Source organism: Paraburkholderia sp. RL17-373-BIF-A, from assembly GCF_046030175.1.
Classification (GTDB): Bacteria; Pseudomonadota; Gammaproteobacteria; order Burkholderiales; family Burkholderiaceae; genus Paraburkholderia.
The window spans coordinates 98,844-123,082 of record NZ_JARESO010000018.1; the positions used below are offsets into that span (position 1 = coordinate 98,844).

A 24,239-nucleotide genomic window follows, 5' to 3' on the forward strand; every position below is an offset into this window, starting at 1 on the left:
CCAGACAGCGGGGGTGAAGGGTGGATGAAGATTGGCCAACTACGAAACCAGGGGCCGAAAAACAGAAAAGCCACGGCATGCCGTGGCTTTCATGATTCGAACAGCTTGCGCCTTTGTGTGGCGCGAATCCGTGACGAAGCCAGCGGCGTCCCTAAGGGAGCGGCGAGCGGCGACGTCGAAGTTCGGATTGGATGCGGTTCATGCGCGAAAGAATACGACAAGGAAAGCGCTGGTGTAAACCATGAATTTGCGTCGGAGGGATATTTTTGTCCATCGCGCGAGTTCATGCTGCTTGCCGATTATGAGATGTCCGGCTGACTAAAATGTGACGGCGGTCGTTTGAACCGCCTGCCCGGCGGGCGGGGCAGGTCACGAAGAACGGCCGCTGGAAATGCAAATGGGCGCTCGACTGAGCGCCCATTTTGAATCAGGAAGCCGGGGGTCCGCCCATCCGAAGATAGCTGCCGACGCTGATCCCGACTTGTCGCTGACAATTCTAAAAGCCGAGGAGGCGCACGTCGATGGGCCATCTCACAGACCAGGAAATTTCAGCCGTCGCAACACTGCTTTCCGGAGAGCGCCTGAGCACTTTTCACGCAATGGCGAGCACGACGCGCGCGGCCGTTGCGCTTCATCAACAGATGCTGCAACTCGCCGGGGCGTTGATGAGCGTTACGGCGGTCGTCGAAATAGCGCTGCGCAATGCGGTGTGCGACAGGCTGAGCGACCACTTCGGCGTAGACGGCTGGTTGTGTCGTCCACCGTCGCCTGGAAGGACGAGCAGCGAGGCAAGATCGAAGCGGCGGTTCGCGGTGCACAGCGCGCAGCGTATGCCAAGCTGACAGCTTCCGACAAGCGCGCACTCGATCAAGCCGCGTTTCGTCGCGGTGTGCCGCCGGGCCTGGAACATGAGTATCGGGTCGATGCGCGGCAAAAAGCGATCGCTGTTAGAAGTGGTCAGGTGATTACCCAACTCACGATGTACTTCTGGAAGCGCCTTTTTTCCCGCGATTACGAACAGACGCTATGGAAACCAGCGCTGAAGCCAATTTTCCCGAACAAGCGGATCGACCGGTCCGCGGTCGCTGTTCAACTGGAGCGCATCTACCGGACACGCAATCGCGTCGCACATCATGAACCGGTGTATGGTCACCGGCTATTCGACACACTGAACGCGGTGAATTTTCTGGCTTCGAATCTGGGAACGGCCGGCAGCGATGGCCGCACCGCGTTGCATAAAATGCTGCGGTCCGAGCATGCCGCGCTCGAGAATCAGGCGCACGTACTTCAGCTCAGAATCGAGACTTGCGCCGGTGCAAATCATCAATGCGCGAAGCGCGGCCATTTGCATAGCCGCGCTTCCAGAAGTCCGTATAGCGAGCATCGACGCATCTGCGCCGACGCCTCTCCCATCAAACCGCGTTCGCGAGATCCGCTGCGCTCGTGAACGAATCCGCGTAGAACTCGTCTTCCGGCAGACCGTGATGCTGCGTAAAATCGCGCTGCGCCGACTCGACCATCACCGGCGCGCCGCACGCGTACACCTGATACGCCGACAGATCCGGCAAGTCCTCGATCACCGCGCGATGCACGAAGCCGACGCGGCCCGTCCATGCGTCGCCCGCGTCCGGCTCCGACAGCACCGGCACGAACTTGAAGTTCGGAATCTCGCGCGCCCATTGCTCGGCTAGTTCGAGCAAATACAGATCTTTCTTGCGACGAGCGCCCCAGTAGAGCGTAATCGGCCGGTTCAGGTTCTTGAACACCGCGTGCTCGACGATCGCCTTCAGCGGCGCGAAGCCCGTACCCGAGGCGAGCAGCACGATCGCCTTCTCCGAATCTTCACGCAGGAAGAACGTGCCGAGCGGCGCTTCGAAGCGCAGAATGTCGCGCTCCTTCATGGCGTTGAATACGTGATCGGTGAAGGCGCCGCCGGGCATGTGACGGATGTGCAATTCGATCGGGCCTTCCGTGTGCGGCGCGTTCGCCATCGAATAGCTGCGGCGCTTGCCGTCTTTCAGAATGAATTCGAGGTACTGGCCGGCGAGATATTGCAGCCGCTCGTTGGCGGGCAATTGCAGCTTCAGCACGACGACGTCGTCGGCCTTGCGCTCGATCGCGTTCACGCGGCACGGCAGTTTCTTGACCTGCACGTCGCCGACGCCCGCCACTTCGCGGATATCCACTTCGAGATCGGTGCAGGCAGTCGCGCAGCAGAAGAGCGCCATGCCGCGCGTTTTTTCGTCGTTCGACAAAGCCGACGACGAATGCGCACGCTGCTCGATTTCCCCGCTGACCACAGTGCCCTTGCAGGAACCGCAAGCGCCGTTCTTGCAGCCGTACGGTAGGCCAATACCCTGGCGCAAGGCGGCGCTCAGCACCGGTTCGTCCTGTTCTACCTGAAACTGCCGGCCGCTTTGCCGGAGCGTGACGTTAAATGCCATAAAGTGTTCGAAATCGAAAAAGTCGGTAATCGTTATCGGAGCTGCCGTGTCAACGGCGCGGTGCCTGCCGCGCGTGACGGCTACAATGCGTCCACTATGAAAGCGACACGAAACTTCCGCCGGCCGCGCGTGTTAATCGTAGGTTGCGGCGATGTCGGCATGCGCTGCGTGCCCTTGCTGCGGCCACGCGCGCATGTCTTCGCGCTGACCAGTCACGCCGGGCGCTGCGCCGAATTGCGCGCGGCGGGCGTGACGCCGCTGGTCGGCGATCTGGATGTGCGCCGCAGCCTGAAAAGACTCGCGGGCCTCGCGCCGACGGTGCTGCATCTCGCGCCACCGCAGAAAACCGGCGACGACGACCGCCGTACCCGCGCCTTGCTCGCTACGCTGGGCGCGCGCCGCGATTCAGCGCGGGCCGCTGTGGCGCCTGCCGTTTCGCCGGTGGGGCGGTTGCGCCAACTTCGTGCCTCGTGGGCGGAATCTGGAACAGCCAATATTGTACCCGACGGGGTGCGCCGGACCGCCGGTTCGCGCGCACCGGTGCGACTCGTGTACGCGAGCACGACGGGCGTCTACGGCGACTGCGGCGGCGCGTGGATCGACGAGACCCGCGTGACGCAAGCAGCCAATCCGCGCGCCAAGCGCCGTGTCTCGGCCGAACGGCAATTGCGGCGCGCGACCGCGCGCGGCAGCGTCGCGGCGAGCATCGCGCGGATTCCGGGCATCTATGCGGGCAACCGCCTGCCGCTCGCGCGGCTCGAAAAACGTACGCCGGCCTTGATCGATGCCGACGACGTCTACACCAATCACATTCACGCCGACGACCTGGCTGCGATCCTCGTGCGCCTCGCCACACATGGGCGGCCGGGGCGCGTGGTCCACGCGTCCGACGACACGTCGCTAAAAATGGGCGAGTACTTCGACGAAGTCGCCGATGCGTTCGGCCTCGCGCGTGCGCCACGCATTACGCGAGCCGAAGCAGAGTCGCAGATCGAGCCGACCTTGCTGTCTTTCATGCGTGAATCGAGGCGGCTGGTGAATCGGCGTCTCAAAGAGGAATTGCGCGTGCGCTTGCGGTATCCGAGCGTCGAAGATTTTCTGCGTGAAGGCGTGAAGGCGTGAAGGCGTGAAGGCGTGAAGGCGTGAAGGTCTGAAAGGGAAGGTTGAAGAGCGTCGCTTCAACCTTCCCACACACCGCAAAAACCCACAAAAAAGCGCGGCAAAAAGCCATCTCTCCAGGCACCGCCCGGAAAAAATCCGACCCGCGCCGCGCTCCACTGCAGCGGCGCGGCGCGGCGTCGCGAGGCCTACGTCAGCGCGGGCAATGCTTCCAGCAGCAGGAAACACAGCATCGCGCCGATCAATGCGCCGATCAGGTTCGGATGATATTTGTGCCGCAGCCGCATCATGACCAGCAAGCCGCCGATCACGACCAGTCCAAGGCACAGAAAAGCAATCATCACCGCCGGAATCTGGAAACCGTTTTGGATGATCATGGCGCCCCTCCCTGAACCCTTTGTAGTCATTGTTTAAACGAGTATAGGGCGAGGTGTAAGGAAGATCATGCTGCGACGCAGCGCGCGAGCAGGCGCCGCGCGCGCTATGTGCGCAGCCGCGCATGCGATTTCCTGCTGCATCAAGAGCTTAAATGGGCGCTACCGGTTTACCCGCTCCGTAGAGATCCGAGGTCGGTTTCATCGAGCCATTGCCACGCGCCTGGCGCAAGCGTTTCGGGCAAAGCAAGTCCGCCGATCCGCTCGCGATGCAGCGCCTCGCAGCGGTTGCCGGCTGCGGCGATCATCCGCTTGACCTGGTGATACTTGCCTTCCATCACGGTGAGCGCGAGCGCGTGATCGCCGCGTGCCTTTGCGTCGACGGCTGCAATCGGTTTGGGCTCGCCGTGCAGCAGCACGCCGTCGCGCAGCGCGCTCAATTGCGCGTCGTCGATCGGATGACGCGTGGTCGCGACATACACCTTCGGCACTTTGCGTTTCGGCGACGTGAACAGGTGCACGAACTTGCCGTCGTCGGAGAGCAGCAGCAGGCCGGTCGTGTCCTGATCGAGCCGGCCCACGCATTGCACGCCGCGCTCGGCGAACTGCGGCGGCAACAGACTGAACACGCTCAGATGATGCTGCGGATCGCGCGAACACTCGTAGCCCGCCGGCTTGTTCAGCAGCAAATAGGCCTGCTCGCGATACGGCCAGACGACGCCGTCCACGCAGAAGGAGAAGGTAGTGTCGCCGGTGGGGAAATCGGCGTCGGCATCGGTGCAGACAGCGCCGCCGATGCTCACGCGCGCGTCGGCGATCAGCGCGCGGCATTGGCGGCGCGAGCCGAAACCTTGAGTGAAGAGAATGCTTTCGAGATTCATGGCGAGCGAAGAATAACACCGCAAGAAGCGGAGCGCCCCACGGCGCGAGTCGGACCACGATGAACGCTTCCATGTCCCGTCGCAGGAGCTCATCGATGCACGCCCCATCCTCCACGTTATCCGTACACCGACTGCCGGCCGCCTTTCAGCGGCTCGCGTGGTCGAACCTGGTCGCGCAATCCGCCGAGCAGATCAGCCTCGCCGCGGCGCCGCTCGTCGCGGTCTTCGCACTCGGCGCCGACGCGCGCGACACGGGTCTGCTGCAAACCGCGCAGACGCTGCCGTTCCTGTTGCTGTCGATACCGCTCGGCGTCTGGGCCGACCGTCGCTCGCGCCGCACGTTGATGACGCTCGCTGAAAGCGTGCGCGTGATCGCCATGCTGTGCGTGCTGCTGCTCGTGATGACCCATGCGTTGAGCTTGCCGCTGCTCGCCGCGCTCGGCTTCATCGCCGCGACCGGCACGGTGGCCTACAACGTCGCGGCGCCTTCTCTGGTGCCCGCGCTCGTGCCGCGCGAAGCCTACGCCAGCGCGAACGGCCGGCTGGAACTTGCGCGCAGCGTGGCGTATTCCGCGGGGCCGGCGCTCGGCGGACTGCTGGTCGGCTGGATCGGCGCGGGTTGGGCATATGGCTGCGCGGCCGCGCTGTCGGGGTTGGCCGTCGCGTTGCTGGGGGGCTTGCGCGAGCCGCCGCGCGCGGCCGCACCGCAGCGTCACTTCATGCTGGAACTGCGCGACGGTACGCGTTTCGTGCTGCGCGACGCGCTGCTGCGTCCGATGCTCGCGACCGCGGTGTTCTTCAACCTCGGCTTCTTCGTGCTGCAAGCGGTATATGTACCGTACGCGGTGCATCGGCTGGGTCTGAGCGCGTCGGCGGTCGGCGTGACGCTCGGCGCCTACGGTGTCGGCATGGTGTGCGGCGCGCTCGCCGCGTCCGCCATCGCGCGACGCCTCGCATTCGGCCGTGTGCTGATCATCGGGCCGTCGTGCGGACTGCTCGCGTCGCTCGTGATGGTGGCGACACTCGTTGCGCCGTCGTTCTGGCTGGCGACGCTGAGCTTCTTCCTGCTCGGCGCCGGACCGATTCTGTGGGTGGTCGGCTCGACCACGCTGCGCCAGGCCATCACGCCCGAACGGATGATGGGGCGCGTCTCCGCGCTCAACAGCACCGCCACCTACGGTGCGCGGCCGCTCGGTGCATTGCTCGGTGCCGCAATCAGCGCGCGCTGGGGCATGGACGCGTGTCTGGTCGCTGCTGCGGCCGCCTTCCTCGTGCAGGCGCTGATCATCGTCATGTCGCCGGCGGCGCGGCTTGCGCGCATTCCGGAGCAAAGCGCCGCGGCTTGCTGAAAACAGATTTTCACGAAGCCGCGCCGGTGAGCGATTGGGATGCGTAGTTTGTACGCGGGGCGTCGGTGAAAACCCTCGAAAATGAAAATGAATTTTTTTCTGCGAGATTTCCGTGTAAATATACTTTCATTCATTTTCATTACGCCCCAGGCACCGCGCCCTCGCTCGCATGATCCATCAACCGTCCGTTGCTTCCGATTCCGCCGAGCAGGCCATCGCCGCGCGTATCGCCGCGGCCATGCCGACCCTCACGCCGATTCATCGGCGCATGGGCGACTACGTGCTGGCCAATCTGTTTCGCGCGGCGACCATGCGGATCGACGAGCTGGCCAGCGTGGTCGGTGCGTCGGTGGCGACGGCGAATCGCTTTGCACGCGCGCTCGGTTTCGACGGTTATCCGCAGTTTCGTGAGGCGCTGGTTCGCGGCTTCGAGGCGACGCTCGCACCTGTCGAGCGCTTGCGCAGTGCGCAGGAGTCGCTCGCAGCCGGCGACGATGTGGTCGACGCATCGCTCGAACAGGCCGCCAACAATCTGCACGCCACCCGCACGGCGATCGACAGCGCCGCGGCCGAAGCCGCCGTCGAAGCGATCATCGCCGCGCGCCGCGTGTTCGTGCTCGGCTTCGGCGCCAGCGCGTTTCTCGCGGGTCTGATGGAACACGGCCTGATGCCGTATCACGACAACGTGCAGTCGCTCGCGCTAATGGGCGGACCGTCGCACGCCGCGCGGCGTCTGTTTGCTTCCAACGAGGGCGACCTCGTCATCGGTATCGCTTTTCCGCGTTACGTCGAAGACACGATCGAGCTCGCGCATCGCGCGGCGGGCCGTGGCGCTCGCGTGCTCGCGCTTACCGACAGTCCGCGTTCGCCGCTCGCGCAGTTCGCCGACATCTCGCTCTACGTCCGCGCCGACCGGCGGCTCGCGGCGAATGCCGATTCGGCCGTGCTCGCCGTGATCGAGGCGCTGTGCGACGCGGTGGCGTATCGGGCCAAACGCTCGGTGAAGGCCGCCGCCGAAGTCAGCGAATTCCTGCTGCCGTGGCTCGTCGACCCGCAAGCCGAGGCTGCCGGCACGAGCTCGCGGCCCGCGCGCGGCGCGACCCGAACCACCCGAACTTCCCGCACTCCTCGCACTACGAAAGCCAAACGATGAACTCCAACGCAGTCATTGCCATTCATGGCGGGGCAGGGACGATCCTGCGCTCGTCGATGTCGGCCAGCGCCGAAGCCGACTACCACGCCGCGTTGCACGCGGTGCTGAGCGCCGGCCAGCGCGTGCTCGCCGACGGCGGCAGCGCGCTCGACGCCGTCAGCGAAGCGGTACGCCTGCTCGAAGACTGCCCGCTCTTCAACGCGGGCCGCGGCGCGGTCTACACCGCGGCCGGCACGCACGAACTCGACGCGGCGATCATGGACGGCAGCACGCTCGACGCCGGCGCGATCTGCTGCGTGAAGCGCGTGCGCAATCCGATTCTGGCGGCGCGCCGCGTGCTCGAACGCAGCGAGCATGTGCTGTTCACCGGCGAAGGCGCGGAAGCGTTCGCCGCCGCGCAAGGACTCGAATTCGCCGAGCCCGAGTATTTCCATACTGAAGCGCGCCATCGCCAATGGCTGATCGCGCGCGGGCAACAGCGCGCCATGCTCGATCACGACGGCGCCACGCTCGCCGCCGCGCCGTCTCCCACTGACGACGATCCGACGCCGCACGAACCGATCGATCCGAACCGCAAGTTCGGCACCGTCGGCGCCGTCGCGCTCGATCAGCATGGACACGTGGCGGCAGCGACATCGACGGGCGGCGTCACCAACAAGCAGGCCGGCCGGGTCGGCGATACGCCCCTAATCGGCGCGGGCTGCTATGCGGACGACGCGACCTGCGCGGTCTCGACCACCGGCTCGGGTGAAATGTTCATGCGCATGGTTGCGGCCTACGACGTCGCCGCGCAAATGGCTTACCGCAATGTGTCGCTGCAGGAAGCAGCCGACGACGTGGTGATGAACCGCCTGCCAAAGATCGACGGACGCGGCGGCCTGATTGCCGTCGATGCGCGCGGCAATGTCACGCTGCCGTTCAATACCGAAGGCATGTATCGCGGTTTCGCGCGGCTCGGCGAAGCGCCGGTGACGGCGATTTACCGCTAGTCAGTCTGGCCGCTTACAGCATGAACCCCCGTTAGCCGCGTTCGAATTCAAAGGAACCACCGTGCCGACTTCATCGCACACCGCCCGTCCGCTTATCGAAACCTTGCCGCCGCAACGCGTGCTCGCGGTCGACGATCTGTCGGTCGCATTCCGCAGCGGCGACACCACCTTCAACGCGGTGCGCAATCTCTCGCTGACAGTCGAGCGCGGCGAGACGCTGGCGATCGTCGGCGAATCGGGTTCGGGCAAATCGGTCACTTCACTCGCGTTGATGCGGCTGATCGAGCATGGCGGTGGGCGCCTTGCCGGCGGCAGCATCGCTTTCCGGCGCCGCGACGGCAGCGTGCTCGATCTCGCGAAAGCGTCGTCCGGCACGATGCGTTCGATTCGCGGCGCCGACATCGCGATGATCTTTCAGGAGCCGATGACGTCACTCAATCCGGTCTTCACGGTGGGCGATCAGATCAGCGAGGCCATCGCCTTGCATCAGGGCAAGAGCCGCTCCGCCGCGCACGCCGAGACGCTGCGCCTGCTCGAACTCGTGCGCATTCCGGAAGCGCGGCGCGTGGCGGCGCGTTTTCCGCATCAACTGTCGGGCGGCATGCGCCAGCGCGTGATGATCGCGATGGCGCTGTCGTGCAAGCCGGCGCTGCTGATCGCCGACGAACCGACCACCGCGCTCGACGTGACGATCCAGGCGCAGATCCTGCAATTGATTCGCGGTTTGCAGGACGAGATGAACATGGGCGTGATCTTCATCACGCACGACATGGGCGTAGTCGCCGAAGTGGCCGATCGCGTGCTCGTGATGTATCGCGGTGAGAAGGTGGAAGAGGGCGCGTCCGACGCGTTGTTCGCCGCGCCGTCGCATCCTTATACGAAGGCGTTGCTCGCCGCGGTGCCGCGTCTCGGTGCGATGCAGGGCACGGATCAGCCGGCCAAGTTTCCGATCCTGACCGTCGAGCAGGCGAGCCTGAGCGGCACCGATCAGGCCGTGCGTCCCGCTGCCGCCGTCGCCGCAGAAACGCAGCCGCTGGTGCAAGAAACCACGCCGCCGATTCTGCGGGTTCGTGATCTGGTCACGCGCTTTCCGGTCAAGAGCGGATTGTTCGGCCGCTTGACGGGCCGCGTGCACGCGGTGGAAAAAGTCAGCTTCGATTTGCGGCCCGGCGAAACGCTCGCGCTGGTCGGCGAGTCGGGTTGCGGCAAATCGACCACGGGCCGCTCGCTGCTGCGTCTCGTCGAAAGTCAAAGCGGGTCGATCGAATTCAACGGCAAGGAAATCAGTTCGCTGACGGGCCCCGCGTTGCAGGCGCTGCGCCGAGATATCCAGTTTATTTTCCAGGACCCGTTCGCCTCGCTGAATCCACGCTTGACCGTCGGCTTCTCGATCATGGAGCCGCTGCTCGTGCACGGCGTCGCGCAGGGTGCGCAAGCGCAGGCGCGCGTGGCGTGGCTGCTCGAAAAAGTCGGCCTGCCGCCCGAAGCCGCGCGACGCTATCCGCACGAATTCTCCGGCGGTCAACGGCAACGCATCGCGATTGCGCGGGCACTGGCGTTGAACCCCAAAGTCGTGATCGCCGACGAATCCGTGTCCGCACTCGACGTCTCCGTGCAAGCGCAGATCGTCAATCTGATGCTCGATTTGCAGCGTGAACTCGGCGTCGCGTATCTGTTCATTTCGCACGATATGGCCGTGGTCGAACGCGTCAGTCATCGGGTCGCGGTGATGTACCTCGGCCAGATCGTCGAAATCGGCCCGCGCCGCGCGGTGTTCGAAGCGCCACAGCATCCCTACACACGCAAGCTGATGGGCGCGGTGCCGGTCGCCGATCCGGCGCGCCGTCACGCGAAACGCATGCTCGCCGCGGACGAGATTCCGAGCCCGATCCGTGCGCTACACGATGAACCCGTCGTGGCGCCGCTCGTTGCGGTCGGACCGGATCATTTCGTCGCCCAGCATCGTGTCGGCGGCGCGTACTAAAAACCTAAAGCAACACGCTTCTTCTCGCAGCACCACAACCTGTTTTCATTTCGCAGCCTGGAGCCAACCTCATGAACCTGCTGGTCCCGTCTTCTCCGTTTCGTTTGCGCGCGCTGATCAGCGGCGGCGCGGTGGTGTTCGCGATGCTCGCGGGCAATGCGGCGCATGCCGACACCACGGCCGTGATGGCCGTCGCCTCCACCTTCACGACGCTCGATCCGTACGATGCCAACGACACGCTCTCGCAAGCCGTCGCCAAGTCGTTCTATCAAGGGCTGTTCGGGTTCGACAAGGACATGAAGCTGGTCAACGTGCTGGCCGATAGCTACGAAGCCAGCCCGGATGCGAAGGTCTACACGTTCAAACTGCGCCACGGCGTGAAGTTCCAGGACGGCACCGACTTCAACGCCGCCGCGGTGAAAGCGAACTTCGACCGCGTCACCGATCCGGCGAACAAGCTCAAGCGCTACAACATGTTCAACCGCATCGAGAAGACCGAAGTGGTCGATCCGTACACGGTGAAGATCACGCTGAAGGCGCCGTTCTCGGCGTTCGTCAACGTGCTGGCGCATCCGTCGGCGGTGATGATTTCGCCGGACGCGCTGAAGAAGTACGGCAAGGACATCGCGTTCCATCCGGTCGGCACGGGTCCGTTCGAACTGGTGAAGTGGGATCCGGCGGGCGATTTGACGGTGAAGAAGTTCGCCGGCTACTGGAAGAAGGGCTACCCGAAGGTCGACGCGATCGACTGGAAGCCGGTGGTCGACAACAACACGCGCGCTGCATTGATGCGCACCGGCGAAGCGGATTTCGCGTTCCAGGTGCCGTTCGAACAGGCCGCGCAATTGCAGTCGAGCCCGAAGGTCGATCTGATCGCGTCGCCGTCGATCATTCAGCGCTACATCAGCCTGAACGTGAACCAGAAGCCGTTCGACAATCCGAAGGTGCGTGAAGCGCTGAACTATGCGGTCAACAAGGACGCGCTCACCAAGGTCGTGTTCGCCGGCTATGCGACGCCGGCCGACGGCGTGGTGCCGCAAGGCGTCGACTACGCGGTGAAGCAGGGCCCGTGGCCGTACGATCCGGCGAAGGCGCGCGCCTTGCTGAAAGAAGCGGGCTATCCAAACGGTTTTGAAACCACGCTGTGGTCCGCGTATAACTACTCGACCGCGCAGAAGGTGATTCAGTTCGTGCAGCAGCAACTCGCGCAAGTGGGCATCAAGGCGCAGGTCGAAGCGCTCGAGGCGGGTCAGCGCGTCGCCAAGGTGGAAAGCGCGCAGGACGCCTCAACGGCACCGGTGCGCATGTACTACGCGGGCTGGTCGTCGTCGACGGGCGAAGCGGATTGGGCGATCACGCCGCTGCTCGCGTCGGTCTCGTTCCCGCCGAAGATGGTCAATACCGCCTATTACAAGAACGACACCGTCGACAGCGACCTGAAGCAAGCGCTCGAAACCACCGACCGCACGAAGAAGGCCGAGCTCTACACCGACGCGCAAAAGCGCATCTGGGCCGACGCGCCGTGGATCTTCCTCGTCAAGGAGAAGGTCGTGTACGCGCGCAGCAAGCGTCTGTCGGGTGCCTATGTGGCGCCGGACGGTTCGTTCAATTTCGACGAGATCGCGATCAAGTAATGAGCTGACCGTGCGCGCCGGCGTGTCGTTTCATTGGCACGCCGTGCCGTACGGGCGCTGTTTTGCACCATTACGCGCCGCACAAGATCTTTCGTTGCCCGCATCATTGCCGGATTGGATGTCATGTTGAACTTCCTCGTCAAACGTCTCTTTGGCCTGCTGCCGACGCTCTTCATCGTCGCCGTGCTGGTGTTCCTGTTCGTGCATCTGTTGCCGGGCGATCCGGCGCGGCTCGCCGCCGGTCCCGATGCGGACGAGGCGACCGTCGCGCTGGTGCGTGCCGACCTCGGCCTGAACAAGCCGATGCCGCAGCAATTCGCCAGCTTCTTCGTGAAGATCGCGCACGGCGACTTCGGCATCTCGACGCGCAGCAAGCGTCCGGTCAGCCAGGAAATCGGCGAACGTTTCATGCCGACGCTGCTGCTCACGCTCGCCAGCATGGTGTGGGCGGTCGTGCTGGGCATGGGCATCGGCATCGTCTCGGCCGTGTGGCGCAACCGCTGGCCCGACCGGCTCGGCATGACGCTCGCGGTGTCGGGCATTTCGTTTCCCGCGTTCGCGCTCGGCATGCTGCTGATGGAGATTTTTTCGGTGAAGCTCGGCTGGTTGCCTATCGTCGGCGACGGTTCGTGGCAGAGCTACGTGCTGCCGTCGCTCACGCTCGGCGCGGCCGTCGCGGCGGTGATGGCACGCTTCACCCGCGCGTCGTTCGTCGAAGTGATGAACGAAGATTTCGTGCGCACCGCGCGCGCCAAGGGCGTGCCCGAACGTCTCGTGATCGTCAAACACTGCCTGCGCAACGCGATGATTCCCGTGATCACGATGATGGGCCTGCAATTCGGCTTTCTGCTGGGCGGCTCGATCGTGGTCGAAGTGGTGTTCAACTGGCCGGGCCTCGGGCGCCTGCTGGTGGACGCAGTATCGATGCGCGACTATCCGGTGATTCAGGCTGAAGTGCTGTTGTTCTCGTTGGAATTCATCATCATCAATCTGGTCGTGGACGTGCTGTACGCCGTGATCAACCCGACCATCCGTTTCAAGTGAGGCCCGCATGAGCACGACCGCCACCGAGCCGACCGCGGCGCAAGCCGCCAAAGCAGAACGCGCGATCCGCACGCCGTGGAGCGAGTTCTGGCGCAAATTCCGTAAGCAGCACGTGGCGCTCGGCGCCGGCATCTTCGTGCTGCTGTTGATTGCGCTCGCGATCATTGCGCCGCACATCGTGCCGTACGATCCGGAGAATTTCTTCGACTACGACGCGTTGAATGCAGGGCCGTCCGCCGCGCACTGGTTCGGCGTGGATTCGCTGGGCCGCGATATTTTCAGCCGCATTCTGGCGGGTTCGCGCATTTCGCTCGAAGCGGGCTTTCTGTCCGTTGCGATCGGCGCGGTGATCGGCACGTTCTTCGGCCTGCTGGCCGGCTACTACGAAGGCTGGTGGGATCGCATCACGATGCGCGTCGCCGATGTGCTGTTCGCCTTTCCCGGCATTCTGCTGGCCATCGGCGTGGTGGCGATTCTCGGCAACGGCATGATCAACGTGATCTGCGCGGTCGCGATCTTCAGCATTCCGGCGTTCGCGCGGCTCGTGCGCGGCAATACCCTGATGCTCAAGCAGCTCACGTATATCGAGGCGGCGCGCAGCATCGGCGCGTCGGATTGGACGATCATCGTGCGGCACATTCTGCCGGGGACGATTTCCTCGGTGGTGGTGTACTTCACGATGCGTATCGGCACTTCGATCATCACCGCCGCAAGTTTGTCGTTTCTCGGGCTCGGCGCGCAGCCGCCGACGCCGGAGTGGGGCGCGATGCTCAACGAAGCGCGCGCCGACATGGTCACCGCGCCGCATATCGCGCTGTTTCCGAGCCTGGCGATTTTCCTGACCGTGCTGGCGTTCAACCTGCTCGGCGACGGTTTGCGCGATGCGCTCGATCCGAAGCTCGACCGGCCATGAATTCGACTTGGGTTCAGAACGCGCCGCATATCGGTACGTTGCCGGCGGGTCCGCTCGGCACGATTGCCGATGTGCCGGGCGTGACGGTTGGTCATTGCACGCTCGATCAGGGTGCCGTGCAAACCGGCGTGACCGTGATTCGTCCGCACGACGGCGATTCGTTTCTCGACAAGGTGCCGGCGGCGTCGTCGGTGATCAACGGGTTCGGCAAAAGCATTGGGCTCGTGCAAGTTGAGGAACTCGGCACGCTGGAAACGCCGGTCGCGTTGACCAACACATTCGGCGTTGCCGCCGTCGCGCAGGCGCAGATTCGTGCGGCCATTCGCGCGAATCCGCAGATCGGGCGCGAGTGGTCGACGGTCAATCCCTTGGTGTTCGAATGCAATGACGGGTATCTGAACGATATCCAGGCACTCGCCGTCACCGCGCAGCATTTCGACGATGCGTATGCAGCGGCCAGCGCGGATGTCGTGAGTGGATCGGTCGGCGCGGGCCGGGGCATGTCGTGCTTCGATCTGAAGGGCGGCATCGGCAATGCGTCGCGTGTGGTGAGCATAGCGAGCCGTTGCTATACCGTCGGCGCACTCGTGCTGGCGAACTTCGGCCGCCTGCCGATGCTGACCGTCGACGGCACGCCGCTCGGCCGTGTGCTGGCCGCACGCGCGGCCAAAGCGGCGACGGCGGCGGCGGCGGCAACGAAGCCGGAGCAAGGCTCGATCATCATGATCGTCGCCACCGACGCGCCGCTCGACGCGCGCCAGCTCAAGCGTCTCTCATTGCGTGCGGCCGCGGGTCTTGCGCGCACCGGCTCGGTGTACGGCCACGGCAGCGGCGATATCGCACTCGCATTTTCGACGGCCTATACCGTGCCGCACGGCGCCGACTTCATCACGCTCCCGCCATTGCTCGCCGACGAGCGTCTGGACCCGCTCTTTCGCGCGTGCGCGGACAGCGTGGAGCAGGCGATTCTCGATGCGTTGTGGAGCGCTGCGTCCGTCACCGGGTGCGACGGCCACCGGCGGCTATCGCTGCGTGACTCAGTCCCCGATCTCGCCCAACTACTCAAGCCCACTCCCTGATGAAAGTCCTCATTTCCACCGACATCGAAGGCATCGCCGGTGTGTTTCATCCTGAACAAACGCGCGCGGGCAACGGCGAATACGAAGCGGCACGCCGCTGGATGACGCTCGAAGCCAACGCCGCAATCGAAGGCGCATTCGCCGGCGGCGCGACGCGCGTATGGGTCAATGACTCTCACGGCGGCTTTCGCAATCTGCTGCCCGACCTGCTCGATGCGCGCGCCCAGGTGGTGCTCGGCAAGCCGCGCACGCTTGGCATGATGGCCGGGCTCGAATACGGCGCGGCGCTGGTCTTCATGATCGGCTATCACGCGATGTCGCAAACGCGCGGCATCCTCGCGCACACCATCAACAGCTTTGCCTTCGCTCGCGTTTCGCTGAACGGTGTCGAGGTCGGCGAGGCGGGCGTCTATGGCGCGCTGGCGGAAGAATATGGCGTACAGGTCGCGCTTTTATCCGGCGATGACGTCTTCGCCGAAGAAACCGCGCCGCGTTTTCCTGGCGCGCGGTTTGTCGTCACCAAGAGCGCGACGGGGCACGCGAGCGGCGTCACGCAATCGCCGGCAAGCGCGCGCGCCGCTATCGAAGCCGCCGCGCGTGAAGTGGTCCAGCAGCATCTCGCCAAAGGACACGCACGAGAATCCACACGCGCCGAAGCGAAGCCAGTGGAATGCGAACTGCGCGTGCAAACCAGCGCGCTCGCCGATCTGTTCTGCCAATGGCCGACGCTCACGCGCGTCGATGCGGTCACGCTGCGCTTTAGCGCGGCGTCGGCGGAACATGTGGTGCGCATGCTGAATTGCCTGTCGGCGATGTCGTTCATGCTGCGCTGATCGCGCGACAACTGGCTGTCCTCCCAGGCGCGGCCATTTCACCACGCTTACAGCGGCACCGTGACGGCACGTTTCGTGAGGAAGCGTTACTCTCCTGCATTCCGGAGGCAGCGTCTTTCTCACTGAGCGGAGTACAGCATGGGTAAGCAGACTATCGCGGATTATCTGGCCAAAACACTGGCGGCGGCAGACATCGAGCGAATCTGGGGCGTGACGGGCGACAGCCTGAACGGCCTGTCGGATAGCTTGCAGCGCCTCGGTTCGATTCGCTGGATGCACACGCGCCACGAAGAAGTGGCCGCCTTCGCCGCCGGCGCCGATGCCGCCGCGACCGGCAAGCTCGCCGTCTGCGCGGGCAGTTGCGGTCCCGGCAATCTGCACCTGATCAACGGCCTGTACGACTGCCATCGCAATCATCAGCCTGTGCTCGCGATTGCGGCGCACATTCCGTCGTCGGAGATCGGGCTCGGCTACTTTCAGGAAACCCATCCGCAAGAGCTGTTCAAGGAGTGCAGTCACTACGTCGAACTGGTGACGAACCCGTCGCAGTTTCCGCGCGTGCTGGCGCGCGCCATGCGCACCGCGATCGAAGAACGCGGCGTTGCCGTGATCGTGCTGCCGGGCGATGTCGCGCTGGGCGAAGCGCCGGAGGAAACGCCGGCGTGGGCCGGCACGTTGGAACGCTCGACGGTGGTGCCGTCCGAGGCGGATCTCGACCGGCTCGCCGATCTGCTCAACCAGGCGGGCGGCGTGACGCTGCTGTGCGGCAGCGGCTGCGCCGGCGCGCACGATGAAGTGGTCGCCTTCGCCGATCAGCTCGGCGCGCCGACCGTGCATGCGTTGCGCGGCAAGCAATACGTGGAGTGGGACAACCCGTTCGACGTCGGCATGACCGGGCTGATCGGCTTCAGCTCCGGCTACCACGCGATGATGTCGTGCGACACGCTCGTGATGCTCGGCACCGATTTCCCGTATCGCAACTTCTATCCGTCGCATGGCAACGTGGTGCAAATCGACCGGCGCGGCTCCGCGCTGGGCAAGCGCGCGCCGTTGAAGCTCGGTCTGGTTGGCGATGTGAAGGCGACCTTGCAGGCGCTGATGCCGAAGCTCAAGCGCAAGACCGACCGGCGCTTCCTCGAGAATGCGCGCAAGCACTATGCGAGCGCGCGCAAGGACCTCGACGACCTCGCGCGGCCGTCCGATCCGGGGCGCGCCATTCATCCGCAATACCTCACCAGCATCGTCGACAAGGTCGCCAACGAAGACGCGGTGTTCTCCGTCGACGTCGGCACGCCGACGCTCTGGGCCGCGCGTTATCTGACCATGAACGGCAAGCGCACGCTGCACGGCTCGTTCAATCACGGCTCGATGGCCAATGCGATGCCGCAGGCCTTGGGCGCGCAGGCAGCCGAGCCGGGCCGCCAGGTGATTTCGCTATCGGGCGACGGCGGCCTGTCGATGCTGCTCGGCGATCTGCTCACCGCGCGTCAGCTCAATCTGCCGATCAAGGTCGTGGTGTTCAACAACAGCACGCTCGGCTTCGTCGCGATGGAGATGAAGGCGGGCGGCTATCTCGAGGCCGGCACCGATCTGGCCACGACCGACTTCTCGGCGATCGCGCGCGGCGCGGGAATCTATGGTGTCCGAATCGAGCTGTCCGAGAACATCGAGCCGGCATTGCGCGAAGCGTTCGCGCATCCGGGCCCGGCGGTGATCGACGTGGTGACCGCGAAGCACGAACTCGCAATGCCGCCGAAAATCCAGTGGGCGCAGGCCAAGGGCTTCAGCCTGTATATGCTGCGGGCCGTGCTGAACGGCCGCGGTGACGAGGTCGTCGAACTGGCGACCACGAATCTGCGCTGAAACGCGTTGGGGTTGGTTTGTTTCGACAGGCGTATGCGCGATGGGATACGCGCATACGCCTGAACGGGACTACTGCTGCCGGCTCAATTCGCGCGCCGCGCGATCGATCACGTCGGCAATCGCGCCCGCGTGCGACACGGGTGCCAGGTGGCTCGACGCCATCGGCACGATCTTGGCGCCCATCCGGTCGGCCATGAATTTTTCCACGTCCGGCGACACCGCCCGGTCGCGCGTCGTGAGCACGTACCACGACGGCTTTTCCTTCCACGCGACCTGGCTGACCGTTTCATTAAATGCTGTCGCGGCGATCGGTACCTGGGCGGTGGCCAGTACGCGCGTCAGATTCTCAGGGACGTCCGCGGCGAAGTCCGCGTGGTATTTCGTGCGGTCGAGCCAGAGGAAGCCGCTCGAATCCGTCATGATGCTGGCGCCCGCGGCCGCCGGGGCGCGCTTCATCAGATCCATGGTCGACTCGTGCAGGTCCGGTGCGATCGCCGCGATATAGACGAGACCGGCGACGTTCGGCGCGTTCGCGCCCGCCTCGGTGATCACGACGCCGCCCCACGAGTGTCCCACCAGTATGGTCGGCCCGTTCTGACGCGCGAGGACGCGGCGGGTCGCGGCGACATCGTCGGCGAGGGAGGTGAGCGGATTCTGCACCGAGCTCACGTGATAGCCCTTCTGCTGCAATTTGGCGACCACGCCGTTCCAGCTCGAGCCGTCGACGAACGCGCCGTGCACCAGCACGACGTTGCGCACTGGCCCGGTCATGGGCGCGGTGGGGGGCGCCGCGGCGGCGGCCTTGGCGGGCGGTGCGGCGGGCGCCACGGGTGCCGGAGCCGGCGCTTCGGGCGCGCTCGCCTCCATGCCCGGCTCGTCGGCCGGCTCGGCAGCGGGCGCCATGGTGGGCGCAGGCGCCGGTGCCGCGGCGGGCGCGGTGGTTTGAGCGAGCGCGGCGGCGCCCGTGAAGCAGAGACACAAAGCAGCGGCGCAAAGCAAACGTTTGGGCGACATGTTGAATCTCCGAAGGCTGAAAAGCTCGACTAGGGCAACATACAGAAGCCCTGCGCCAGTGACAATCACTATCCGCGCCGTTAAGTGCGGCGCAGAACCAAGCGCGGGTTGCTCCCAGTATTTAGGCTTTATCGGCCACGGTAAAATTTCAGGTTCTGCCGGGCCGGACCATAAGTCCGATCAGGTGATCGATATCCATACACTGGGGCGCAATGTTGAATAGTGCACAGCAGCAAGACGGCCTGAAGCGCGGGCTCAAGAATCGCCATATCCAACTGATCGCGCTGGGCGGCGCGATCGGCACCGGCTTGTTTCTCGGCTCCGCCAGCGTGTTGCAGGCAGCCGGGCCGTCGATGATTCTCGGCTACGCGATCGGCGGCATCATCGCCTTCATGATCATGCGGCAGTTGGGCGAAATGGTGGCGCAGGAGCCGGTGGCCGGTTCGTTCAGCCACTTCGCGTACAAATATTGGGGCGACTTTCCCGGCTTTCTGTCCGGCTGGAACTACTGGGTGCTGTATGTGCTCGTGAGCATGGCCGAGCTGACCGCCGTCGGCACCTATGTGCATTACTGGTGGCCCGGCGTGCCGACGTGGGTGTCGGCGCTGGTGTGTTTCGCCTTGATCAACGCGATCAATCTCGCCAACGTCAAAGCCTACGGCGAAACCGAGTTCTGGTTCGCGATCATCAAGGTCGTGGCGGTGATCGGCATGATCATGTTCGGCGGCTATCTGTTGATCAGCGGCCACGGCGGCCCGCAAGCCTCGATCTCCAACCTCTGGTCCCACGGCGGCTTTTTCCCGCATGGGTTTCATGGCCTCTTCATGATGCTCGCGGTCATCATGTTTTCGTTCGGCGGGCTGGAGCTGATCGGCATTACGGCGGCGGAAGCCGACGAGCCGCAGAAGAGCATTCCGAAGGCCGTGAATCAGGTGATCTACCGGATTCTGATTTTCTACATCTGCTCGCTCGCGGTGCTGCTGTCGTTGTACCCGTGGAATGAAGTGGCGGCGGGCGGCAGTCCGTTCGTGATGATCTTCTCGCAGATCGGTTCGACGCTGACCGCGAACGTCCTCAACGTGGTGGTGTTGACCGCGGCGCTGTCGGTGTACAACAGCGGCGTGTATGCGAATAGCCGCATGCTGTACGGCCTCGCGGAGCAGGGTAATGCCCCGCGCGCGCTGATGAAGGTCGACCGGCGCGGCGTGCCGTATATGGCGATCGGGTTGTCGGCGCTCGCCACGTTTACGTGCGTGATCGTCAACTATCTGATTCCGGCCGAAGCGCTCGGCTTGCTGATGGCGCTGGTGGTGGCGGCGCTGGTGCTGAACTGGGCGCTGATCAGCCTGACGCATCTGAAGTCGCGCAAGGCGATGGTCGCGGCCGGCGAGACGCTCGTGTTCAAGTCGTTCTGGTTCCCGGTCAGCAACTGGATCTGCCTCGCGTTCATGGCGCTGATCCTAGTGATTCTGGCGATGACGCCGGGTCTGTCGGTGTCGGTGTGGTTGGTGCCGGCGTGGCTCGTGGTGATGTGGGGCGGGTATGTGTTCAAGCGCCGGCGCGCGGCTGTGCACGGTGGCGCGCGGGTGGTGGGGCAGTAAAGATGTCTCGAATGGCGTGAGGGGCGATGTTCGCACTCACGCCGTTTGAGTCCGTTGAGGTTTTCAGGCGGCCCAGAAACGACAAACCCCGCGAGCAGCATGCGCTGGCGGGGTTCGAGGAAATACGGAAACAGCGGTCTTTCGAATTCGTTGGTGCCCAGGGCCGGAATCGAACCGGCACGCCTTGCGGCGGGGGATTTTGAGTCCCCTGCGTCTACCAATTTCACCACCTGGGCAGGTCTTGCAGCGCACGCGTCAGAAGCTGGCGCGCGGCGAAGACGCAGATTATGGCCGAAAATTCGACGACGGGCAAGCCAGTTGCTTTCGTCCGCCTCAAGGCCTTCAAACCGTGCGGGAAAATCGTTCGAGTGTCTGCTGGCCGAGATACCGGTCGAACACCATCGCGATGTTGCGCACCAGCATGCGTCCGGCCATCCGCACTTCAAGCTTGTCCGCTGCGAGCGACACCAGGCCGTCCTGCTCGAAGCCGTGCAAACGCTCCAGCTCCGGCTCGAACGTCTCGGCGAAGTGGATGCCATAAGCCGCTTCGAATTCGTCGAAGCGCAATTCCAGGTTGCACATCAGTTGCGTGATCACGTCGCGGCGCAGACGGTCGTCGGCGGAAAGGCGCACGCCGCGTGCGATGGCGAGCTTGCCGGCATCGATCGCCGCGGCGTAGCCCGGCAAATCCTTGATGTTCTGCGCGTACACGTCGCCGACTTTGCCGATCGACGATGCGCCGAAGCCGATCAGATCGCATTCAGCCCGCGTGCTATAGCCCTGGAAATTACGGTGCAAGGTCCGTTGCGCTTGCGCGCGCGCGAGTTCGTCCGTGGGCAGCGCGAAGTGATCCATGCCGATGTACACATAACCCGCGCCCGTCAGACGTTCGACCACGCGCTGCAGGATCGCGAGTCGCACTTGGGGCGAAGGCAGCGTGGCAGAGTCCATCTGACGTTGCATCTTGAAGAGCTGTGGCATGTGCGCATAGGCAAACACCGAGAGACGATCGGGCGCAAGCGCGAGCATCGTGTCGAGCGTACGGCTGAAGCTCTCGACCGTTTGATGCGGCAGTCCGTAAATCAGATCGACACCGATCGAGTGAAATCCGGTGTCGCGCGCGGCCTGCATCACCGAGGCGGTCATCTCGAGCGGTTGAATGCGGTTGATTGCCTGCTGCACGACCGGATCGAAGTCCTGCACGCCAAGGCTCAGCCGATTGAAACCCAGCTTCCGCAGATGCGCGATGGTCTCAGGCGATGCTTCGCGCGGATCGACTTCGATCGAATATTCGGCGTTAGCATCGGGCAGCAGCGTGAAGTGCTCTCGCGTGGCGGCCATCAACTCGGCTGTTTCGTCGTGCGACAGAAAAGTCGGCGTGCCGCCGCCCCAGTGCAATTGCGACACCGGACGCCGCGTGTCGAAACATGCCGCCTGCAGAGCCATTTCGCGTTTCAGCCGCTCGAGGTACGGACGCGCATGGGCGCGGTTTTTCGTGGCGACCTTATTGCAACCGCAGTAGAAGCACACGGTGTCGCAAAACGGAATGTGGAAGTACAGCGAGAGATCCGTGGCCGACGCGCCCGGGTCGGCGGCGGCGCGCAAATAGTCGGCGGGATCGAAGTTGTCGCGGAACTGCAGGGCGGTCGGATAGGACGTATACCGTGGGCCGTTCGCACTGTATTTGGCGAGCAGGTCAGGGCGGAACAGCATGCTGGCGATGGACATGAAGGACTCGACGGCTGGCGGGCGGCCATCGAGGAAGAAGCAGACCGCCGCGGTTCGCGCGATCGGATCGAACCGCGCGGACGCCTCTTGAGCATGGCCTTTCGGATCCTGCGAGTTTACGTGAGCGGGCATTCGCCCGATTGCGTAAAAAGGTCGCACGGAATGCGGTGGCACAATGCGGGTCTGATAGTGCGTTGCCCGTTTTCGGGTTCAGGAAAAATGTCGTGAGTGATGTGTCGAACAGCGCCGTGAAGCGCGAGTCTCCGTTCCACGTGGCCGGTCACGCGTGCCGCCCCGATTGCGGCGCGTGCTGTATTGCGCCGTCGATTTCGAGTCCGATTCCGGGCATGCCGAACGGCAAGCCGGCGGGCGTGCGCTGCGCGCAACTCGGCGACGATCTGCGCTGCGCGATCTTCGGCCAGCCGGAGCGGCCGGCGTGCTGTTCCGGTCTGCAACCGCAGATGGAAATGTGCGGCACGAACCGCGGCGAGGCCCTCGCGTGGCTCACGCAGCTTGAAACTCAAACTCAACCGCACGCGCAACCGGTGGCTCGCTGCTAACGCGCGCGAGCGAATCGCTGCAAGCAGCAAACCACAAACCACAAGCCGAAAACAAACAACGCAATCGCATGCCCGTACAAGTTTCCACAGGAGATTTCGCATGACTCGACCCGCTGCGCCGGCCCGGCGCCGCTTCCTGCTTGCCGCGCTGACAGGCTGTAGCGCGCTCGGCATCACCGTTTCGCTCGCGGCCTGCGCGACGTCGACTTTTCCGTTCATCCCCTCGCAGTACACGTTCTCGCGGCAACAGGTGCAGGACGCGGTGCAGCGCAAATTTCCCTATCAGCGTACGGTCTCGCAAGTGTTCGATGTCGCGCTCACCAACCCGGTGGTCGGCTTGCTGCCGGACGCGAACCGCGTCTCGGTGAAGCTCGACGCGCGCCTCGTGAGTCCCTTCATGCCGCAGCCGGTCGACGGCGTGTTCACGCTGTCGAGCGAACTGGCCTACGACGCCGCCAGCAAATCGGTCGTGCTCAAGTCGCCGAACGTCGACAACGTCAGCGTGAGCGGGCAGGCGCAGGCCTACACGCAGCAGATCAACGCGGCGGCGGCAGTGCTCGCCACGCAGTTGCTGACCAACTATCCGATCTACACCTTCAAGCCCGAACAACTGCAATTTGCCGGAGTGAATTACGAACCCGGTACAATCACCATCCTTACAAACGGCATACGCGTGCAGATCGTCGAAAAATGACGCGGCGCGCGGCCGGCAGGGCCGCGCGTTTTCCGAGCCGGCCCTGTGCGTTCCGACTATCTACAGCGATGAGGGGCACGGATGGACTGGCTATTGGCTTGCAAGGCGCTGATTCTGGGCGTCGTCGAAGGGTTGACGGAGTTTTTGCCCGTGTCGAGCACCGGGCATTTGATCGTCGCGGGCAGTCTGCTGAACTTTACCGATGAGCACGCGAAAACCTTCGATGTCGTGATCCAGCTCGGCGCGATTCTCGCGGTGTGCTGGGAATTTCGCCGCCGCATCGGCAGTGTGGTGTCCGGCTTGCCGAGCCGGCCGGATGCGCGCCGTTTCACGCTGAACGTGATCATCGCCACGATTCCGGCGATCGTGCTTGGCTTGCTGTTCGAAAAATCGATCAAGGCGGCGTTGTTCTCGCCGGTGCCGGTCGCGTTCGCGCTGGTGGCGGGCGGCGTCGTGATCCTGTGGGCGGAATCGCGTCAGCGCGCGCGCGGCGAGCCGGCGGCGCGTGTGCAGAGCGTGGACGACCTGAACGCGCTGGACGCGCTGAAAGTCGGCCTCGCGCAATGCTTCGCGCTGATTCCGGGCATGTCGCGCTCGGGTTCGACGATCATCGGCGGGATGCTGTTCGGTCTCGACCGGCGCGTCGCCACGGAGTTTTCCTTCTTCCTCGCGATTCCGATCATTTTCGGCGCGACCGGTTACGAGCTGTACAAAGACTGGCATGTGCTTTCCGTCGACGCGCTCGGCACCTTCGCGGTCGGTTTCGTGGCGGCCTTCGTCAGCGCTTTCGCCTGCGTGCGCTGGCTGTTGCGCTACATCGCCGCGCACGATTTCACCGCGTTTGCGTGGTATCGCATCGGCTTCGGACTGTTGATCCTGCTGGTCGGCTACAGCGGCGCGTTGAGCTGGACGGATTGAGCGCTTCCGTTTCGCACGATCCATGAGAAAAGGTCCGCATGTGCGGACCTTTTTTATTTGCCGGC

At 64.2% G+C, this 24,239-nt stretch carries 22 protein-coding genes and 1 tRNA gene; 17 read left to right on the forward strand and 6 right to left on the reverse strand.

Annotation, left to right across the window (positions count from 1 at the left end; genetic code table 11):
• Positions 1–24: 24 nt before the first annotated feature.
• Positions 25–318, forward strand: a complete 294-nt coding sequence (locus P0D80_RS22680) for a hypothetical protein (RefSeq protein WP_408286824.1) — start codon at positions 25–27, stop codon at positions 316–318.
• Positions 319–751: 433 nt separating this feature from the next.
• Positions 752–1,447 (forward strand): hypothetical protein, encoded by a 696-nt coding sequence (locus P0D80_RS22685; RefSeq protein WP_408286826.1) that lies wholly within the window; start codon positions 752–754, stop codon positions 1,445–1,447.
• On the opposite strand, the gene P0D80_RS22690 is transcribed toward P0D80_RS22685, so the two are convergent.
• Positions 1,413–2,444, reverse strand: a complete 1,032-nt coding sequence (locus P0D80_RS22690) for a CDP-6-deoxy-delta-3,4-glucoseen reductase (protein ID WP_408286828.1) — start codon at positions 2,442–2,444, stop codon at positions 1,413–1,415. The genes P0D80_RS22685 and P0D80_RS22690 overlap by 35 nt on opposite strands.
• A 96-nt stretch (positions 2,445–2,540) precedes the next feature.
• On the opposite strand from P0D80_RS22690, the gene P0D80_RS22695 reads away from it, so the two are divergent.
• Positions 2,541–3,566, forward strand: coding sequence for a Rossmann-fold NAD(P)-binding domain-containing protein (locus P0D80_RS22695; protein ID WP_408179784.1), 1,026 nt, complete (start codon positions 2,541–2,543; stop codon positions 3,564–3,566).
• A gap of 185 nt (positions 3,567–3,751) precedes the next feature.
• Here P0D80_RS22695 and P0D80_RS22700 read toward each other — a convergent pair whose 3' ends face one another.
• Both P0D80_RS22700 and P0D80_RS22705 read right to left on the reverse strand, forming a co-directional pair.
• Positions 3,752–3,940 (reverse strand): hypothetical protein, encoded by a 189-nt coding sequence (locus P0D80_RS22700; protein ID WP_132373404.1) that lies wholly within the window; start codon positions 3,938–3,940, stop codon positions 3,752–3,754.
• 167 nt (positions 3,941–4,107) lie between these two features.
• On the reverse strand, positions 4,108–4,818 hold the full coding sequence (locus tag P0D80_RS22705) for a pseudouridine synthase (protein ID WP_408286831.1): 711 nt from the start codon (positions 4,816–4,818) through the stop codon (positions 4,108–4,110).
• A 95-nt stretch (positions 4,819–4,913) separates the two neighbouring features.
• Between P0D80_RS22705 and P0D80_RS22710 the strand changes: the two genes are divergently transcribed.
• From P0D80_RS22710 to poxB, 10 genes are all read left to right on the forward strand, one after another.
• Positions 4,914–6,167: an MFS transporter gene (locus P0D80_RS22710; RefSeq protein ID WP_408286833.1), complete on the forward strand. Its 1,254-nt coding sequence runs from the start codon at positions 4,914–4,916 to the stop codon at positions 6,165–6,167.
• A gap of 169 nt (positions 6,168–6,336) precedes the next feature.
• Positions 6,337–7,320: a MurR/RpiR family transcriptional regulator gene (locus tag P0D80_RS22715; protein ID WP_408286835.1), complete on the forward strand. Its 984-nt coding sequence runs from the start codon at positions 6,337–6,339 to the stop codon at positions 7,318–7,320.
• Entirely contained in the window at positions 7,317–8,309 is a 993-nt protein-coding gene (locus P0D80_RS22720; RefSeq protein WP_408286836.1) for an isoaspartyl peptidase/L-asparaginase family protein, read from the forward strand. The genes P0D80_RS22715 and P0D80_RS22720 overlap by 4 nt, the downstream gene beginning before the upstream one ends.
• Before the next feature lie 61 nt (positions 8,310–8,370).
• Positions 8,371–10,293, forward strand: coding sequence for a dipeptide ABC transporter ATP-binding protein (locus P0D80_RS22725; protein WP_408286838.1), 1,923 nt, complete (start codon positions 8,371–8,373; stop codon positions 10,291–10,293).
• 71 nt (positions 10,294–10,364) lie between these two features.
• Positions 10,365–11,927 carry a glutathione ABC transporter substrate-binding protein GsiB gene (gsiB, locus tag P0D80_RS22730; RefSeq protein ID WP_132373410.1) on the forward strand — a complete coding sequence of 521 codons (1,563 nt, stop codon included), beginning with the start codon at positions 10,365–10,367 and terminating at the stop codon, positions 11,925–11,927.
• A 123-nt stretch (positions 11,928–12,050) separates the two neighbouring features.
• Entirely contained in the window at positions 12,051–12,971 is a 921-nt protein-coding gene (gsiC, locus tag P0D80_RS22735) for a glutathione ABC transporter permease GsiC (protein ID WP_132373411.1), read from the forward strand.
• A gap of 7 nt (positions 12,972–12,978) precedes the next feature.
• The gene (gene gsiD / locus P0D80_RS22740; protein WP_408286841.1) at positions 12,979–13,884 is read left to right on the forward strand and encodes a glutathione ABC transporter permease GsiD; all 906 of its coding nucleotides are present in this window, start codon (positions 12,979–12,981) and stop codon (positions 13,882–13,884) included.
• Entirely contained in the window at positions 13,881–14,963 is a 1,083-nt protein-coding gene (locus P0D80_RS22745; RefSeq protein WP_408179776.1) for a DmpA family aminopeptidase, read from the forward strand. Before gsiD ends, P0D80_RS22745 begins: the two co-directional genes overlap by 4 nt.
• A complete protein-coding gene (locus P0D80_RS22750; protein ID WP_408179775.1) occupies positions 14,963–15,796 on the forward strand; it encodes a M55 family metallopeptidase in 834 nt (277 codons plus the stop codon). The genes P0D80_RS22745 and P0D80_RS22750 overlap by 1 nt, the downstream gene beginning before the upstream one ends.
• Before the next feature lie 138 nt (positions 15,797–15,934).
• The gene (poxB, locus tag P0D80_RS22755) at positions 15,935–17,659 is read left to right on the forward strand and encodes a ubiquinone-dependent pyruvate dehydrogenase (RefSeq protein ID WP_132373415.1); all 1,725 of its coding nucleotides are present in this window, start codon (positions 15,935–15,937) and stop codon (positions 17,657–17,659) included.
• Positions 17,660–17,728: 69 nt separating this feature from the next.
• Here poxB and P0D80_RS22760 read toward each other — a convergent pair whose 3' ends face one another.
• Positions 17,729–18,673, reverse strand: coding sequence for an alpha/beta fold hydrolase (locus P0D80_RS22760; protein WP_408286844.1), 945 nt, complete (start codon positions 18,671–18,673; stop codon positions 17,729–17,731).
• 215 nt (positions 18,674–18,888) lie between these two features.
• Between P0D80_RS22760 and P0D80_RS22765 the strand changes: the two genes are divergently transcribed.
• Positions 18,889–20,274 (forward strand): amino acid permease, encoded by a 1,386-nt coding sequence (locus tag P0D80_RS22765; RefSeq protein WP_408179840.1) that lies wholly within the window; start codon positions 18,889–18,891, stop codon positions 20,272–20,274.
• Between the two features lie 151 nt (positions 20,275–20,425).
• On the opposite strand, the gene P0D80_RS22770 is transcribed toward P0D80_RS22765, so the two are convergent.
• Positions 20,426–20,510 (reverse strand) — tRNA-Leu (locus tag P0D80_RS22770).
• A 106-nt stretch (positions 20,511–20,616) separates the two neighbouring features.
• Complete coding sequence (gene hemN / locus P0D80_RS22775; RefSeq protein ID WP_408286846.1) at positions 20,617–22,002, reverse strand: oxygen-independent coproporphyrinogen III oxidase; 1,386 nt, start codon at positions 22,000–22,002, stop codon at positions 20,617–20,619.
• 224 nt (positions 22,003–22,226) lie between these two features.
• Here hemN and P0D80_RS22780 point away from each other — a divergent pair, with 224 nt between their 5' ends.
• The 3 genes from P0D80_RS22780 (at position 22,227) to P0D80_RS22790 (ending at position 24,174) form a co-directional block, all read left to right on the forward strand.
• Positions 22,227–22,562, forward strand: a complete 336-nt coding sequence (locus P0D80_RS22780; RefSeq protein WP_408179771.1) for a YkgJ family cysteine cluster protein — start codon at positions 22,227–22,229, stop codon at positions 22,560–22,562.
• A gap of 100 nt (positions 22,563–22,662) precedes the next feature.
• A complete protein-coding gene (locus P0D80_RS22785) occupies positions 22,663–23,256 on the forward strand; it encodes a DUF1439 domain-containing protein (protein ID WP_132373420.1) in 594 nt (197 codons plus the stop codon).
• Positions 23,257–23,337: 81 nt separating this feature from the next.
• A complete protein-coding gene (locus P0D80_RS22790; protein ID WP_132373421.1) occupies positions 23,338–24,174 on the forward strand; it encodes an undecaprenyl-diphosphate phosphatase in 837 nt (278 codons plus the stop codon).
• The last annotated feature ends 65 nt before the right edge of the window (positions 24,175–24,239 follow it).